Source organism: Collinsella sp. OM06-18AC, from assembly GCF_003438785.1.
GTDB lineage: Bacteria > Actinomycetota > Coriobacteriia > Coriobacteriales > Coriobacteriaceae > Collinsella.
Window position 1 is genome coordinate 82,770 of the sequence record NZ_QSTX01000008.1, and the last position, 15,930, is coordinate 98,699.

The window sequence follows — 15,930 nt, forward strand, 5'->3', positions numbered from 1 at the left end:
TGACATGGGCAACTTGAACAACGGCGCGCTCGAGCGCAACGACTCACGTCGCGTGGCACTGGTCACGGGCGGCTCGCGGGGTATCGGCCGCGCCTGCGCTGTCGGTCTGGCGGAGGACGGCTTTGATATCGCCGTCGTCTATGCCGGCAGCGTCGATGCGGCGCGCAAGACGTGCGAAGCCTGTGAGGCGGTTGGCGCCACGGCACGCGCATATCAATGCGACGTGGCCGATCCCGCTGCCGTCAACGCGTGCGTGGAAGCGGTCCTCAACGACTTTGGTTCCATTTGGGCGCTCGTCAACAACGCCGGCATCACCCGCGATGGCCTGCTCATGCGCATGGGCGATGACGCATTCGATCGCGTGCTCGATGTCAATCTCAAGGGAACATTCAATATGACGCGCGCGCTCACCAAGACCTTTATGCGCCAGCGCGGCGGTTGCGTCGTCAACATGAGCTCGGTCGTGGGCCTGATGGGCAATGCCGGGCAAGCCAACTACGCTGCTTCCAAGGCGGGCGTGATAGGGCTTACCAGGGCGGTGGCGCGCGAGCTTGCGCCTCGTGGCGTACGAGCGAACGCGGTCGCCCCCGGGTTTGTCGAGACAGATATGACGGCAAAGCTCTCGGAGAAGGTGCGTACGGCAACCGAGGAACAGATTCCCCTTAAGCGCATGGCACGTCCCGAGGAAGTGGCCGGCGTGGTGCGCTTTTTAGCGAGCGATGCGGCTGCTTACATTACGGGCGAGGTCGTGCGCGTCGACGGCGGAATGGCGATGTAGAAACCAGGGCCGAAGAACGGCTTGGATGAGGAGACCATGATGGAACAGAGAGTTGCAATCACCGGCATCGGTGCCGTATCGCCGCTCGGCAACACCGCGCTTGCCACCTGGGCGGCCATGTGCGCCGGGACCTGTGGCATCGGCCCGATCACGCACTTCGATACCGATGCGTTTACCGTCAAGGTGGCGGCCGAAGTCAAGGGCTTTGACGGCAACGAGTACTTTGGCAAGCGTGACGCCAAGCATCTGGACCCCTGCGTTCAGTTTGCGATGGCGGCTTCGGACGAGGCAATGCACGATGCGGGCTTTGATGTCGAAGGCGCCATCGATCGTGAGCGCCTGGGCGTCTACGTGGGCTCGGGCGTGGGCGGCATGACGACGCTCGTCGACAACGTCCACACGATCGCCGATCGTGGACCTCGCCGCGCATCGCCCTATATGATTGCGATGATGATCCCCAACATGGCTTCGGGCAATATCGCGATCCGCCACAAGGCAAAGGGACCGACCCTGCCAGTCGTGACTGCTTGCGCGACCTCGGCCCATGCGGTGGGCGAGGCGTTCCGCGCCATCAAGCACGGCTATGCCGACGCGATCCTCGCGGGCGGCGCCGAGGCGGCCATTATCCCCGATGCCGTTGCAGGCTTTACGTCCTGCCGCGCATTGACCACCAACCCCGATCCTGCGACGGCTTGCCGCCCGTTCGATGCAGACCGCGACGGCTTTGTGATGGGCGAGGGCGCTTGCGTGCTGGTACTCGAGAGCATGGAACATGCGCAGGCGCGCGGTGCGCACATTTATGCCGAGGTCGTGGGCTACGGCAACACCGATGATGCTTATCACATCACGAGTCCCGATCCCGAGGCTGCCGGCATTGCCCGCGCGATATCGCTGGCGGTGGCCGAGGGCGACGTCAAGCCTTCCGAGGGCCTCTACATCAATGCCCACGGCACCTCGACCAAGCTTAATGATTCGTCCGAGACGGCGGGCATTAAGCGAGCGCTCGGCGAGGACGCGGCGCGCGCCGCACATGTCTCGTCGACCAAGTCGATGACGGGGCACATGATCGGTGCCACGGGGGCCATCGAGGTCATGGCCTGCGCCATGGCACTCGAGCAGGGCGTGGTGCCGCCGACCATTAACTACCACACGCCCGATTCCGCCTGCGATCTTGATTACACGCCCAATCGCGCGGTTCGCGCCGACCTTACCTGGGCGCTTTCGACCAACCTGGGCTTTGGCGGGCACAACGCCGCCATCGCGCTGCGTAGATATACGAGGAGCTAGAGCATGGATTCCAAAAGACTTGCCGAGATAGCCGATGTGATGGAGGACCGCGGCCTCACGCGCGTACGCGTTGAGGAGCCCGATGGCACCGCGGTCGAACTCGAGCGCGCGAGTGTGGCGCAGCCGGTTGCCGTGCCCATGCCTATGCCGAGCGCCATGGCCGCTCAAGTTGCAGCTCCCACAGTCGCGCCTGCCGCACCGGAACCCGCCACGCAGACACCTGCCGCCGCGCCGGAGCCCAAGGGCACCGAGGTGACTGCTCCCATGGTGGGCGTCTTCTATGCTGCCCCTGCGCCGGGCGACGAGCCATTTGTGCGCGTGGGCTCCAAGGTCAAGGCCGGCGAGACCCTCTGCATCATCGAGGCCATGAAGGTTCTCAACGAGGTGACGGCCGAGGCAGACGGTGAGGTGCTCGAGATCTGCGTGGCCGACGGCGACCTCGTGGAGTTTGGCAGCTGCCTCATGAGGATCGGATAGGTGATATCCATGAACAAAGAAGAGCTCAAGAAGCTGTTACCGCATCGCGAGCCGATGCTTTTGCTCGACGAAGCCGAGCTGGTGGGCGACGAGGCCCACGGCAAGATCACGATTACAGGCGACGAGTACTTTTTGCAGGGACATTTTCCGGGAAACCCGGTCGTTCCCGGCGTGATTCAGTGCGAGATGCTCGCCCAGAACTGCTGCGTGCTGCTGATGGGCGATGAGGAGGCGCGCGGCGCGACGCCGTTCTACACGAGTCTGGACAAGGTGCGCTTTAAGCGTCCGGTGCGCCCGGGCGACACGGTGGATCTAGTGTGCTCCATCACGCGTGCGCGCGGGCCGTTCCGCTTTGCGACGGGTACTGCGAGCGTCAACGGTGAGGTTTGCTGCCGCGCCGATATGTCTTTTGCACTCATGCACGAAAGTTAAGGAAGGCTTCATGTTCGACAAAGTGCTCATCGCCAACCGCGGCGAAGTCGCGGTTCGTGTTATCCGCGCGTGCCGCGATATGGGCATCAAGACCGTCGCCGTTTATTCCACGGCCGATGCGGACGCGCTGCACGTGCAGCTTGCCGACGAGGCGTATTGCATCGGCGGCCCGCGTCTTGCCGAGAGCTACCTCAACGACGATGCCGTGCTCACCTGTGCCGTAAAGTCGGGGGCAAAGGCGATCCATCCCGGCTATGGCTTTTTCTCCGAGAAGGCGAGCTTCGTGCGCGACTGCGACAAGTACGGTCTGGCGTTTGTCGGTCCTTCGGCCGAGGTGATCGACAGCATGGGCGACAAGGACGCCGCACGCCGAACGGCTGCTGCCGCGGGCGTGCCCATCGTGCCGGGCTGCGATTTGCTCAAAAGCCCCGAGGAGGCGACGGCCGAGGCCGAGCGCATCGGCTGTCCCGTGCTCATCAAGGCGCGTGCCGGCGGTGGCGGTCGCGGTATTCGCAAGGTCGAGCGCGTGGAAGACGCGGCAAAGGCGTTCATCGAGGCGCGCGCCGAGGGCGAGGCCGTTTTTGGCGACGGCGAGTGCTACATGGAGAAGTTCGTCGCGCCGGCGCATCACGTTGAGGTACAGATTATGGCCGATAAGCAGGGCCATGTGTTTTCACTCGGCGAGCGCGAGTGCTCGGTGCAGCGCCGCAACCAAAAGCTGATCGAGGAGAGCCCCGCGCCGTGCCTCGACGGACGCGACGATATTCGTGCCCGTATGCACAAGGCGGCGCGCGACTTGGCTCGTGCCGTCGGTTATGAGGGCGCTGGCACCATCGAGTTTCTGTACTCGGACGACGGCAATTTCTACTTTATGGAAATGAACACGCGCTTGCAGGTGGAGCATCCGGTTACAGAGTTTGTAACCGATACCGACTTGGTCAAGTGGCAGCTGCGCGTGGCAGCCGGCCAGCCTCTGCCCTTTGAGCAGGAGGACATGCCGGTGCGCAACCACGCCATGGAGTGCCGCATCAATGCCGAAACGCCGGACTTTCTGCCGTCGTGCGGAACGGTCACCGCGTTGCGTGTGCCGGGTGGCCCGCGCGTGCGCTGGGATTCCGCCATGTTTACCGGTGCGAACGTTCCGCCGTACTACGACTCCATGCTCGGCAAGCTCATCGTGTGTGCGCCCACGCGTGACGGCGCCATTCGCAAGATGCGCTCGGCCCTGGGCGAGCTCGTGATCGAGGGCGTGAGCGAAAACAGCGAGCTTCAGCTCGACGTGCTGGCAAACGACGAGTTCTTGTCGGGCATGTATCACACCGATCTGATGGGGCATCTCTATGCTGATGAATAGAAAAGCGAAGACGGTCAACGTCCTCGAGGGGCCGATGACCGAGTCGTGCGCCGAGTTTCCCGCGCGCCACGTGTTTATCAAGTGCCCGGAGTGCCGCCGTGTGATCGATGAGGCGCGCCTGCACGACAACCTCGAGGTCTGCCCTCGTTGCGGCAAGCACTTTCGCGTGAGCGGGCGCGACCGTATGCGCATGACGGTCGACGAGGGCACGTTTGAGGAATGGGATGCTAATCTGGCGTCGGAGGACTTCCTCTCGTTTCCCGGTTATGCCGACAAACTCAAGAGCGTGAGCGAGCGTTCGGGCGAGCGCGATGCCGTTGTGTGCGGCAGGGGCAAAATCTGCGGTTGCGATACAGCTCTCTTCTTTATGGATGCCAACTTTATGATGGGCTCGATGGGTTCCGTGGTGGGCGAGAAGATCTGTCGCACATTTGAGCATGCGACCGAGCTGGGATTGCCAGTTGTCGGCTTTACCGTTTCGGGCGGTGCGCGCATGCAAGAGGGCGTGACATCGCTTATGCAGATGGCCAAGATTTCTGCGGCGGTTAGGCGCCACAGCGAGGTGGGCGGCCTGTATATCACGGTGCTCACCGACCCCACGACCGGAGGCGTAACCGCGAGCTTTGCCATGGAGGGCGACATTATCCTGGCAGAGCCGGATGCCCTGACGGCATTTGCCGGCCCGCGCGTGATCGAGCAGAACATGCACAAGCGCCTGCCCAAGGGATTCCAGCGCTCCGAGTTTTTGCTGGAGCACGGCTTTTGCGATGCCGTTGTTCCGCGTGGCGAGATTGCGCTCACGGTAGGCGAGCTGTTGGCGCTGCACGAAGGGCACGCGCCCGGCCTGGGGGCACCGCATGAGATCGTGCATACGGGTCGCCGCGGCAAAAAGTTGGGACACTTGTTCAAGCGCTCGGCCGCACCAAAAACCGCGCTCGAGATTGTTAAGCAGACCCGCTCGGCAGATCGCGCCACGGCAGGCGAGATGATCTCGCTGGGCCTGGATGGATTTGTGGAGCTGCACGGCGACCGCTACTTTGGCGACGACGCTGCTGTGGTGGCTGGCATTGGCTGGAAAGACGGATGCCCCGTAACGGTCATCGCCATCGAACGCGGCACCACGACCAAAGAGCGCATGCGTCGCAACTTTGGTATGGCACATCCCGAGGGCTACCGCAAAGCGCGTCGCCTTATGCGCCAGGCCGAAAAGTTTGGTCGACCGGTTCTGTGCCTGGTCGATACTTCGGGCGCGTTTTGCGGCATCGGTGCCGAGGAACGCGGCCAGGGCGAGGCGATTGCCCAGAATCTCATGGAGATGAGCGGCCTTAAGACGCCGATTGTCTCGGTGGTGACAGGCGAGGGCGGCTCTGGTGGCGCGCTGGCGCTATCCGTGGCCGACCGCATCCTGATGCTCTCGAGCTCGGCCTATTCGGTCGTGAGCCCCGAGGCCTGTGCGTCGATCCTGTGGAAGGATACCGACCGCGCGAATGAGGCCGCCGAAGCGCTTAAGCTCACGGCCCCCGATCTGTTGGCGCTCGGCATCATCGACGGCATTGTTGACGATAGGGGCCTGTCGCATGAGGAGATCGCCGGTGCCGTCATGTCCTCGGCATTTGATGCCTTCGATACGCTTGGGCAGCTCGACGACGCGATCCTCACAAACCTCCGCTACGAAAAGTACCGCGCAATCGGTCAGTACCGCACGATGTGACAAAGGGGCAGTCCGCATGTCACATTGGGAAAGGCGTTCCATGTCACAAGTTTCTAACACCTCGTTTACAACGACGGTTTCATCAAACGCCATGGCCGTGGTGGACTATCTGTCCAAAAGCATGATGTCGGCGCTGCCCTTTATTGTCTGCGCGGCGTTGTTCCGCACCGTCGCCGTCATTATGGGCGAAGGCATGCTGGGCCTGTGGCCTGCCGATTCCGAAATCTATCGCCTGTTCTACAGTTGGCTCTATAACGCCGGTTACTACTTTTTGCCCATCTATCTTGGTTGGGCGGCTGCCCGCCAGCTCGGTTGCTCGGAACAACTGGGCATGATGCTGGGCGGCGTATTGATTGCGCCCGATCTGCTTAAGCTCGTCGATGCCGCATCGACGGCGGGGGCATCGATGACTTCCGTGTATGATCTACTTCCCGCGCCGGTCAACGATTACACGACGACTGTTATTCCGGTCCTCATCTCGGTGCCCGTGCTATGGCGAGTGGAGTGTTTCTTTCATCGAGTTATCCCTAAGGCCGTGGCATTTTCGTTCGTTCCGTTTGCAACCATGCTCGTCATGGTTCCGGTTTCGCTGTGTATTACAGCGCCGGCGGGCAGCTATCTGGGCATGCTGTTGGGCCAGCTTATGTTTATGCTTGGCAATTCCGGTGGCATCGTGTCGCTGCTCACGCTCATGGGGCTTGCCGCGGGTTGGGAGTTTCTTAAGATCGCGGGTATCAGCAACGTTGTCCTATCGCTTGCGTACGCGCAGTTTATGAGTGTGGGAACGGATTCGTGCATCCTGATTGCCGCGACGATGGCGACGTTCGCCGTTTGGGGCATGCCTTTTGGCGCGTCGCTTCGCGTTGCGGATAAGGACGAGAAGGCGCTCATGCTGGGCTATTCAATCTCGGGTGTTCTTGGCGGCGTAAGCGAGCCGGCGCTGTACGGTTGCGGCTTTAAATATGGCAGGTGTCTGACATGCATGGCCATTGGCGGCGCCGTCGGAGGCCTTGTTGCGGCCGTGGGCCACGTTACGGCCTATACCATCGGCATGACGAATGTCCTTATGGTCATTGGCTTTGCCACGGGCGGCATTTCGAACCTGCTGTGGTGCTGCGCTGCCGGTGGCACGGCATTTGCGGTGTCTGCGGCGCTGAGCTACTGCTTTGGCGTGGTGCCGGCGAAGGGGCAGGTGACGGGGGACGGAGCCGATTTGCCCGAAACCTCGAAGAGCGTGGCCGAGGCAAGCGCATAAACCTGTGCGACAAAGGGACGGTCCCGCATGTCGCATTCCAAGGCCGTGGCCCGTGTGGGTTGCGGCCTTTTTGTATCTGGGGGACAAAGTGGCTACACTACAATCCGTTTGAACAATAGATATATAGGTAGTACCGTGGGGGCGGATGCAGATGGTCGAGTGGATTGTTCGTCGTGCGCAGGGCGACCGTGCACGCGTGGGAACGTTGACGGGCATGGTGTGTATTCTCGCCAATGTGGCACTATGCGCTGCGAAGGGTGCAATTGGCGTGCTGTCGGGATCGGTTTCAATCGTGGCGGACGCTATGAACAACCTGTCTGATGCCAGCTCGAACATCGTGAGCGTGCTTGGCTTTAAGCTGGCGGGCAAGCCGGCAGACCCCGAGCATCCTTACGGCCATGGCCGCTACGAGTATCTCTCGGGTCTGGTCGTGGCGGCGCTCGTGCTGCTGATCGGCCTTGAGCTTATCAAGTCCTCGGTTGAGCGCGTCATCCACCCCGAACCTGTCGAGTTCTCGCTTGCCCTGGTGGCAGTCCTTGCGCTTTCGATGGTCGTAAAGCTTTGGATGGCGGCCCTCAACCAAAAACTCGGCGATCGCATTGAGTCCGAGACGCTGCATGCGACCGCGCAGGATTCCAAGAACGATGTTCTAGCCACGGGCGCCGTGTTGGCGTGCGCGATTGTTTCGCAGGTGACGCATATCAATCTAGATGCATGGGTCGGCCTTGCCGTTGGCGCCTATATCGGCTGGAGCGGTTTTGAGCTCATCCAGGATACGGTGAGCCCGCTTTTGGGCCAGGCGCCCGATCCCAAGCTGGTCAAGCACATTCGAGACAAAATCATGAGCTACCCCGGCGTTTTGGGCGTCCACGACCTTATGGTTCACGATTACGGTCCGGGCAGGAAGTTTGCAAGTGCGCACGCCGAGATGGCGGCCGAGGCCAGCCCGCTGGAAAGTCACGACACGCTCGATAACATCGAGCAGTCGTTTAGGAACGAAGACGGTATGATCGTCACGCTCCATTACGACCCCATCGTGACCGACGATCCAAAGGTGGCGAGCATGCGTCTGCGCATCAACGCTATGGCTCAAGAGGTCGATAGCCGCCTCTCGATCCACGACCTACGCTGTGTTCCGGGCCCCACGCATACCAACGTGATCTTTGACTGCGCGCGGCCCTCGGATTTGACGATGAACGCCGAGGACCTAAAGCGCGCGTTGGCGAAACATGTCGAATCCGAATATCCCAAGTCGATTGCCAAGATCACGATCGACGAAGACTATGTCGGCCATACCCACGAGTAGGGCCGAGCTGATAAAGCAACTGATGCAGAAGGGGAGAGCATGAAGCGCCTATACCTACTCCGCCACGGTCAGACAGAATTCAACGTTAAAAAGCTCGTCCAGGGCCGCTGCGATTCACCGCTGACCGACCTGGGTCGTCAGCAAGCCGGGATGGCAGCCGCGTGGCTCAAAGCCCACAACGTCGTTCCCGACAAAGTGGTCTCTTCGCCCTTGGGCCGAGCCATGGACACGGCAAGTCTCGTCGCAACCGAACTCCTCGGCCGGGATGCAGCAGTCGAGCCCTGCGAAGGCATCATCGAGCGCAGCTACGGCACCTTCGAAGAAGGCCCCCACGACGCCCTACCCACCGACGTCTGGGATCCAGGCGAGGACTTGGTCCCCTTCGGAGGAGAAGGAAGCCGCGCGCTGCAAGAGCGCATGGTAGGCACCCTCACCAATCTCATGGGCGCCAAGGGCATCGAAACCCTTCTAGCAGTAAGCCACGGCAGCGCCAGCCGCCAATTCATCAAGGCTGCAGCCCCAGAGGGCTTCGAGCTCCCAACAAAACTCCCCAACTGCGCCATCATGATCTTCGATTTCGATGGGGAAAAGCTACAAGCAGAAGGCGAGCCAATGCAATGTAAGTTCACCCTCCAGCAAATAGTGGACCCCCAACAAAGTAATTAGCTGAGCGAGCAGAGTTAAGCAGACATCAACGTGTCGTCTCCCGAGCACGGCGGAGGGCCGGAGAAATATATTAAGGTCATCGCGAGTTCCGCACGCAAAGGAGAGCACTTAATGTGCTCTCCGTCTTGCGCAGGACTGTAGAGCAGGGACCTTAATATATTTCTCCGGCCCTCCGCCGTGCTCGGGAGCCATCCACGCACTTTACCTGCGTAAACAATGTGAGTGAAATATGAATCTCGATGGATACGCCCGCAGCCGTGTATACTAAACAGCTGTGTGAAACCAGGGGAGTATTCTGGCTGGACAAAATGCCTGCTTAATAGGGTTGTCAGGTAGTCCGGGCGTAATACAAGACTGGGGAGCACGTCGTGTAAGTAGTGGTCCTCTAGGGGCGTACGCTCGGTGGTGTACGCATTGTCCCAAGACCACGCGAGAGTTGGGATCATATCTTGATCAGCATGATTCTCGGCCGCAAGATTGGCATGACCCAGGTTTGGGACGAGGACGATAACGTCGTTCCCGTCACGGTCATCCAGGCTGGCCCCTGCGCTGTCTCGCAGGTTAAAACTCAGGCAACCGACGGCTATGACGCCGTCCAGATCGGTTTCGGCGACATCAAGGCCAAGAACGTGAACAAGCCCATGGCTGGTCACTTCGCCAAGGCTGGCGTCGAGCCTGTCCGCTTCCTTCGTGAGGTCCGCGTCGAGAACGGCGAGGAGCACAAGGTCGGCGAGGTCGTCACCGTCGCTGATTTCGCTGATGTCGAGAAGGTCGACGTCATCGGTACCTCCAAGGGTAAGGGCTTCCAGGGTCGCATCAAGCGCTGGGGTCAGCGCCGCGGTCCTATGACGCATGGTTCTCACTTCCAGCGTCACCCCGGTTCTATCGGTCAGTGCGCCTATCCTGCGCGCGTCCTCAAGGGCGTCAAGATGGCCGGTCACATGGGTAACGAGCGCGTTACCGTCAAGAACCTTTCCGTTGTCCGCATCGATGCCGAGCAGAACCTCATCTTGGTCAAGGGCGCTGTCCCGGGTGCCAAGAATGGTCTCGTCGCCATCCGTATGGCCTAAGGGCCCAGCCCATTTAGCCCAGCGTCATACCAAGGAGAACACTTAAATGGCAAAGTTTGAAGTAAAGAACAGCGAGGGCAAGAAGGTCGCCGAGGCCGAGCTCGCCGCTGAGGTGTACGGCATCGAGCCGAACATCCACGTTATGCACCACATCGTCAAGTGCCAGATGGCCTCTTGGCGTCAGGGCACCCAGTCTGCTAAGGGTCGCTCTGAGGTTTCCGGTGGCGGCAAGAAGCCTTGGCGTCAGAAGGGCACCGGCCGTGCCCGCCAGGGTTCCATCCGTGCTGCCCAGTGGCGTCACGGTGGCGTCGTCTTCGCCCCCAAGCCCCGTTCTTACGCTAAGCGTATGAACAACAAGGAGGTCAAGCTGGCTATGCGCTCCGCGCTGTCCGCCAAGCTGGCCGATGGCGAGCTCGTGCTCGTCGACGACTACGGCTTCGAGAAGCCTTCCACCAAGGCTGCCGTCGCCATGCTCAAGGCTCTCGGCCTTGAGGGCAAGCGTCTGACCATCGTCGTTCGCGATGAGGACGTCAACGCCTACCTGTCGTTCCGCAACATTCCCAAGACGTTCATCATCACTGCCGACGAGGCCAACACCTACGATCTCGTCAACAACAACGCCGTGCTGATGCCCGCCGACATCGCCGCTCACTTCGGGGAGGTGCTTGCATAAATGACCGCCCACGAGATCATCATCCGTCCGATCGTGTCCGAGCGTTCCTTCTCCGGTATGGAGCTGAACAAGTACACGTTCGAGGTCGCCAAGGATGCTAACAAGTATCAGATCAAGGACGCTGTCGAGGAGATCTTCGGCGTCAAGGTCGTTCGCGTGAACACCCTGACGGTCAAGCCCAAGACCAAGCGCGTGCGCTATGTCGCCGGCAAGACCCGTTCTTGGAAGAAGGCCATCGTCACGCTGGCCGAGGGCGACACCATCGAGGTCTTTGGCAACCAGGCCTAAGACTCGCTGCTGTTGAGTGAGCTCATGCCTCCCAAATAGGGGAGGCGAGAGCTCAAGGTTTTGGGCGTATAAAATGGACACGCCCGGAACCGTGTATACGTCCGGTGTCATCGCACCCGAGGCAGAACCTCGAATCCCTGTCTGCGATGGCTAACGGATTCCTATTGAAAGGGATTGTAATGGCTGTAAAGCATCTTAAGCCGACCTCCGCTGGTAGGCGTTGGCAGACGATCTCCGACTTCTCCGAGATCACCTGCACCAAGCCCGAGAAGTCTCTTCTCGAGCCCCTGCCCAAGAAGGCCGGTCGTAACAACAACGGCCGCATCACCACCCGCCACCAGGGCGGCGGCGTGAAGCGTCGTTACCGCGTGATCGACTTCAAGCGCAACAAGGACGGCGTGCCCGCCAAGGTTGCCACGATCGAGTACGATCCGAACCGTTCCGCTCGCATCGCTCTGCTGCACTACGCTGACGGTGAGAAGCGCTACATCCTGGCCCCCAAGGGCCTCGAGGTCGGTCAGACCATCATGTCCGGTTCTGACGCCGACATCAAGCCGGGCAACGCTCTGCCCCTCGCCGACATCCCCGTCGGTACGCTCATCCACGCCGTCGAGTTCCAGCCGGGCAAGGGCGCTGCTATCGCCCGTTCCGCCGGTAACTCCTGCCAGCTGATGGGTAAGGAGGGCAAGTACGCCATCGTCCGTATGCCTTCCTCCGAGATGCGCCGCATCCTCGTTACCTGCCGCGCCACCGTCGGTGAGGTCGGCAACGCCGATCACGCCAACATCGTCATCGGCAAGGCCGGCCGTAAGCGTCACATGAACGTGCGCCCGACCGTCCGCGGTACCGTCATGAACCCTGTCGACCACCCGCACGGCGGTGGCGAGGGCAAGAACCACACCTCTGGTCGTCCCTCTGTTACCCCCTGGGGTAAGCCGACGAAGGGCCTTCGTACGCGCAAGAAGAAGAAGGTCTCGAACCAGCACATTATTCGTCGCCGTAAGAAGTAATTTCGGATACCGAGTTTTAGGAGAAAGCACTTATGAGCAGAAGTCTCAAAAAGGGCCCGTTCGTGGAGACTCGCCTTCTCTCGCGTATCACCGCGATGAACGAGGCTGGCAAGAAGGACGTCGTGAAGACCTGGTCCCGCGCGTCTACCATCTTCCCCGAGATGGTTGGTCACACCATCGCCGTCCACGACGGCCGCAAGCATGTGCCCGTGTATGTTACCGAGTCCATGGTTGGTCACAAGCTCGGCGAGTTCGCGCCGACTCGTACGTTCCGTGGCCACAAGGCCAAATAGGGGGTTAACCGTAAATGGCAACTAAGTCTATTGAAACTGAGGCCACCGAGGTTCGCGCCGTCGCTAAGTACGTGCGTGTTTCCCCCAGCAAGGCCCGCCTGGTGGTCGATCTGATCCGCCGCAAGCCTGTCGCTCAGGCCTTCGACATCCTCCACTTCTGCGACCGCGCCGTCGCCGTGGATGTCGAGAAGGTTCTCCGTTCCGCCGTTGCGAACGCCGAGAACAACAACGGTCTGCGTGCCGACAACCTGGTTGTCGCCGCTGCCTATGTTGACGAGGGTCCGACGCTTAAGCGCATCCGTCCCCGCGCCAAGGGTTCCGCTTCTCGCATTCTGAAGCGTACTTCCCACATCACCGTCGTCGTTGCTCCTCGAAAGGAGGCGTAAAGCTGTATGGGTCAGAAAGTCTACCCCACCGGCTTCCGTCTTGGCATCACCGAGAACTGGCGCTCCCGCTGGTTCGCAGAGAAGGATTACGCTAAGACCCTCGGTAACGATCTCGAGATCCGCAAGTACCTCGAGAAGCGTCTTTCCCGCGCAGCTGTCTCCCGCGTCGAGATCGAGCGCGCTGGCGACAAGGTGAAGGTCATCATCCTCACCGCTCGCCCCGGCGTTGTCATCGGTAAGAAGGGTGCCGAGATCGATACCCTCCGCACCGAGCTCGAGAAGGTCGCTGGCGTCTCCAAGGGCCAGCTCTCCGTCGACGTTGTCGAGATCAAGCGCCCCGAGCTCGACGCCAATCTCGTTGCTCAGTCTATCGCCGAGCAGCTCGAGGGCCGCGTTGCCTTCCGTCGCGCTATGCGCAAGGCTGTCCAGTCTGCCCGCAAGGCCGGCGCTAAGGGCATCCGTATCCAGTGCTCCGGTCGTCTCGGCGGTGCCGAGATGGGCCGTCGTGAGTGGTACCGCGAGGGTCGCGTGCCTCTGCACACCCTCCGTGCCAAGATCGACTACGGCACGGCTGTCGCCAGCACCACCATGGGCGCTTGCGGCGTGAAGGTCTGGATCTACCTGGGCGAGAAGCTCCCGGGCCAGCCTGTTCCCAACCCTGCACTCGAGGGCTCTTCCCGTCCTCGTCGTCGTAACTCCGAGAGGAGGGGTCAGTAGTGCTTGCCCCTAAGCGTATTCTTCACCGCAAGGTGCAGCGTGGCTCCATGAAGGGCCAGGCCAAGGGTAATACCGAGCTGCATTTCGGCGAGTTTGGTATCCAGGCTCTCGAGGCCCATTGGATCACCAACCGTCAGATCGAGGCCGCTCGTATTGCCATGACCCGCTACATGAAGCGTGGCGGTCGTGTCTACATCACGATCTTCCCCGATAAGCCCATCACCAAGAAGCCTGCCGAGACTCGCATGGGTTCTGGTAAGGGTAACCCCGAGGAGTGGGTGGCCGTCGTCAAGCCCGGCCGCATCATGTTCGAGGTCAAGGGCGTGCCCGAGGAGGTCGCTCGCGAGGCTCTGCGTCTTGCACAGCACAAGCTTCCCATCAAGACCAAGATTGTTGCTGCCAAGAACGCTGAGCAGCGCATCGAGAAGGAGATGGCTGAGGAGGCCGCTCTCGAGGCCAAGTGGGCTGCTGAGGACGCCGCCGCCGCCAAGGAGGAGAACTAATGAAGCCCGCAGAGATTCGTGAGCTCTCGGACGCTCAGCTCGTTGAGAAGCTGAAGGAAATGCGCGCCGAGCTCTTTAACCTTCGTTTCCAGATGGCCACCAGCCAGCTGGACAACACCGCTCGCGTCAACACCGTGAAGAAGGACATCGCTCGCGTCCTCACGGAGCAGCGCGCCCGCGAGATCGCAGCGGAGAAGTCCGCTGTCGCCGAGTAGGACCTAAGGAGAGAACATGACTGATTCGCGTAACTCGCGTAAGGTCCGTACGGGTGTCGTTACCTCCGTCTCCGGTGCCAAGACCATTGTTGTCACCATCACCGAGCGCAAGCGTCACCCCAAGTACGGCAAGATGATGACCAGCTCCAAGAAGCTGCACGCTCACGACGAGGAGTGCACGGCTGGCGTGGGCGACACCGTCCGCGTTATGGAGACCCGTCCTATGTCCAAGATGAAGCGTTGGCGCCTCATCGAGGTCGTCGAGCGCGCTAAATAAGCAGTCGCTCTTACGACTTGTACGTTTCCGAAGATGTGCGTATGCCTGGCTTGCATACCACGGGCCGTATAAAGGCTGCGCACCTCTCTTCGGTTCTTAGTTCGGAGGAACATCTACCATGATTCAGATGCAAACCATGCTGAACGTCGCCGACAACTCCGGCGCTCGCAAGATTCGCTGCATCAAGGTGCTTGGCGGTTCCAAGCGTCGTTATGCAGGCATCGGCGATGTGTTCATCGGTGCTGTCCAGGAGGCTACCCCTGGCGCCAACGTCAAGAAGAAGGACGTTGTCCGTTGCGTCGTCGTTCGCACCGTTAAGGAGATCCGCCGCAAGGATGGCTCCTACATTCGCTTTGATGAGAACGCCTGCGTTGTCATCAACAACGATGGTTCGCCCGTCGGCACCCGTATCTTCGGGCCCGTCGCTCGCGAGCTTCGTGACAAGAAGTACATGAAGATCGTCTCGCTCGCTCCCGAGACCCTGTAGTTAGGGGAGATATATGTATATCAAGAAGGGCGATAAGGTCCAGGTTCTCTCTGGTAAGGATCGCGGCAAGCAGGGCGTTGTCCTGCGTGCTCTCCCCGTTGAGAACAAGGTCGTTGTCGAGGGCGTTTCGGTCGTCAAGAAGGCCGTCAAGCCCAACGCTGCCAACCAGCAGGGCGGCATCGTTTCGCAGGAGGCTCCCATCGACGCCTCCAACGTCAATCTCGTTTGCCCCGAGTGCGGTAAGGTTACCCGCGTCGGTCACGAGAAGGACGGCAAGAACAAGCTGCGCGTCTGCAAGAAGTGCGGCCACAAGTTCTAAGCTGCCCGCAACATCAAGTTGCTAGCAAAGGCCCGGATGCCATGGCACCCGGGCTTTTTTCTATCCCTACTCGATGGCTTCGGTTCTGCCGTCCTGTCATTCCGGTTGCATCCAGTTTTCGGTGCCGTCTCGAATCGAGTGCCGCCAGGTGACACCCTGTCGCGTTTCGTCGGCTTCGGGGACAAAAGTCGGGACAACTCCAAAAACTATTTTCGAACTCAGGGCTTTGAGTTTTTGTTTTTGTCCCAAAGGGCGCGGCGGGATGCCTTTGGAGGCTCGATAGCGCCGAAAACGCCCGTTTTGAAACTTAAATGCCTTTTCGCGTGCAAGCCGCCAGCTGCAATAGGAAGTGAATCAACGCAGGTGGCTTTCAAGCAGTTTGCAAAACTGCAGGCCGCAGGTCTTCATTGCCAGTAGGAGAAATGA

At 60.6% G+C, this 15,930-nt stretch carries 20 protein-coding genes and 1 pseudogene; all 21 read left to right on the top strand.

Annotation, left to right across the window (positions count from 1 at the left end):
• The first annotated feature begins 4 nt into the window (after window positions 1-4).
• The 21 genes and pseudogenes from fabG to rplX all read left to right on the top strand — a co-directional run bounded on the left by fabG (window position 5) and on the right by rplX (window position 15,504).
• Complete coding sequence (fabG, locus tag DXB86_RS06490) at window positions 5-778, top strand: 3-oxoacyl-[acyl-carrier-protein] reductase (protein WP_117736577.1); 774 nt, start codon at window positions 5-7, stop codon at window positions 776-778.
• A gap of 39 nt (window positions 779-817) precedes the next feature.
• Window positions 818-2,065 (top strand): beta-ketoacyl-ACP synthase II, encoded by a 1,248-nt coding sequence (gene fabF / locus DXB86_RS06495; RefSeq protein ID WP_117629228.1) that lies wholly within the window; start codon window positions 818-820, stop codon window positions 2,063-2,065.
• A gap of 3 nt (window positions 2,066-2,068) precedes the next feature.
• Complete coding sequence (accB, locus tag DXB86_RS06500; RefSeq protein ID WP_117629227.1) at window positions 2,069-2,542, top strand: acetyl-CoA carboxylase biotin carboxyl carrier protein; 474 nt, start codon at window positions 2,069-2,071, stop codon at window positions 2,540-2,542.
• Window positions 2,543-2,551: 9 nt separating this feature from the next.
• Window positions 2,552-2,974: a 3-hydroxyacyl-ACP dehydratase FabZ gene (gene fabZ, locus DXB86_RS06505; protein WP_099432064.1), complete on the top strand. Its 423-nt coding sequence runs from the start codon at window positions 2,552-2,554 to the stop codon at window positions 2,972-2,974.
• 10 nt (window positions 2,975-2,984) lie between these two features.
• Window positions 2,985-4,328, top strand: a complete 1,344-nt coding sequence (locus tag DXB86_RS06510) for an acetyl/propionyl/methylcrotonyl-CoA carboxylase subunit alpha (protein WP_055250229.1) — start codon at window positions 2,985-2,987, stop codon at window positions 4,326-4,328.
• Complete coding sequence (accD, locus tag DXB86_RS06515; RefSeq protein ID WP_233504168.1) at window positions 4,321-6,039, top strand: acetyl-CoA carboxylase, carboxyltransferase subunit beta; 1,719 nt, start codon at window positions 4,321-4,323, stop codon at window positions 6,037-6,039. The genes DXB86_RS06510 and accD overlap by 8 nt, the downstream gene beginning before the upstream one ends.
• Window positions 6,040-6,079: 40 nt before the next feature.
• Window positions 6,080-7,294: a PTS transporter subunit EIIC gene (locus DXB86_RS06520; RefSeq protein ID WP_117736579.1), complete on the top strand. Its 1,215-nt coding sequence runs from the start codon at window positions 6,080-6,082 to the stop codon at window positions 7,292-7,294.
• A 151-nt stretch (window positions 7,295-7,445) separates the two neighbouring features.
• The gene (locus tag DXB86_RS06525; RefSeq protein WP_233504169.1) at window positions 7,446-8,600 is read left to right on the top strand and encodes a cation diffusion facilitator family transporter; all 1,155 of its coding nucleotides are present in this window, start codon (window positions 7,446-7,448) and stop codon (window positions 8,598-8,600) included.
• Between the two features lie 39 nt (window positions 8,601-8,639).
• Window positions 8,640-9,266 (top strand): histidine phosphatase family protein, encoded by a 627-nt coding sequence (locus DXB86_RS06530; protein WP_117736581.1) that lies wholly within the window; start codon window positions 8,640-8,642, stop codon window positions 9,264-9,266.
• A gap of 449 nt (window positions 9,267-9,715) precedes the next feature.
• Window positions 9,716-10,336 (top strand): 50S ribosomal protein L3, encoded by a 621-nt coding sequence (gene rplC, locus DXB86_RS06535; RefSeq protein WP_035137484.1) that lies wholly within the window; start codon window positions 9,716-9,718, stop codon window positions 10,334-10,336.
• A gap of 46 nt (window positions 10,337-10,382) precedes the next feature.
• Window positions 10,383-11,009 (top strand): 50S ribosomal protein L4, encoded by a 627-nt coding sequence (gene rplD, locus DXB86_RS06540; protein WP_117736582.1) that lies wholly within the window; start codon window positions 10,383-10,385, stop codon window positions 11,007-11,009.
• The gene (gene rplW, locus DXB86_RS06545) at window positions 11,010-11,297 is read left to right on the top strand and encodes a 50S ribosomal protein L23 (RefSeq protein ID WP_022094197.1); all 288 of its coding nucleotides are present in this window, start codon (window positions 11,010-11,012) and stop codon (window positions 11,295-11,297) included.
• Between the two features lie 179 nt (window positions 11,298-11,476).
• The gene (gene rplB, locus DXB86_RS06550) at window positions 11,477-12,307 is read left to right on the top strand and encodes a 50S ribosomal protein L2 (protein ID WP_055250219.1); all 831 of its coding nucleotides are present in this window, start codon (window positions 11,477-11,479) and stop codon (window positions 12,305-12,307) included.
• 32 nt (window positions 12,308-12,339) lie between these two features.
• Window positions 12,340-12,600 (top strand): 30S ribosomal protein S19, encoded by a 261-nt coding sequence (gene rpsS, locus DXB86_RS06555; RefSeq protein WP_006235035.1) that lies wholly within the window; start codon window positions 12,340-12,342, stop codon window positions 12,598-12,600.
• A 14-nt stretch (window positions 12,601-12,614) separates the two neighbouring features.
• On the top strand, window positions 12,615-12,986 hold the full coding sequence (rplV, locus tag DXB86_RS06560; protein ID WP_006235036.1) for a 50S ribosomal protein L22: 372 nt from the start codon (window positions 12,615-12,617) through the stop codon (window positions 12,984-12,986).
• A gap of 6 nt (window positions 12,987-12,992) precedes the next feature.
• On the top strand, window positions 12,993-13,703 hold the full coding sequence (gene rpsC / locus DXB86_RS06565; protein ID WP_006235037.1) for a 30S ribosomal protein S3: 711 nt from the start codon (window positions 12,993-12,995) through the stop codon (window positions 13,701-13,703).
• A pseudogene (gene rplP, locus DXB86_RS06570) lies at window positions 13,703-14,098 on the top strand (50S ribosomal protein L16); the annotation flags it as partial. The gene rpsC and the pseudogene rplP, both read left to right, overlap by 1 nt.
• 107 nt (window positions 14,099-14,205) lie before the next feature.
• Window positions 14,206-14,421: a 50S ribosomal protein L29 gene (gene rpmC, locus DXB86_RS06575; protein WP_006235039.1), complete on the top strand. Its 216-nt coding sequence runs from the start codon at window positions 14,206-14,208 to the stop codon at window positions 14,419-14,421.
• A 16-nt stretch (window positions 14,422-14,437) separates the two neighbouring features.
• The gene (rpsQ, locus tag DXB86_RS06580) at window positions 14,438-14,698 is read left to right on the top strand and encodes a 30S ribosomal protein S17 (protein ID WP_006235040.1); all 261 of its coding nucleotides are present in this window, start codon (window positions 14,438-14,440) and stop codon (window positions 14,696-14,698) included.
• Window positions 14,699-14,816: 118 nt separating this feature from the next.
• Entirely contained in the window at window positions 14,817-15,185 is a 369-nt protein-coding gene (gene rplN / locus DXB86_RS06585) for a 50S ribosomal protein L14 (protein ID WP_006235041.1), read from the top strand.
• Window positions 15,186-15,198: 13 nt separating this feature from the next.
• Window positions 15,199-15,504 carry a 50S ribosomal protein L24 gene (rplX, locus tag DXB86_RS06590; RefSeq protein ID WP_117736583.1) on the top strand — a complete coding sequence of 102 codons (306 nt, stop codon included), beginning with the start codon at window positions 15,199-15,201 and terminating at the stop codon, window positions 15,502-15,504.
• The last annotated feature ends 426 nt before the right edge of the window (window positions 15,505-15,930 follow it).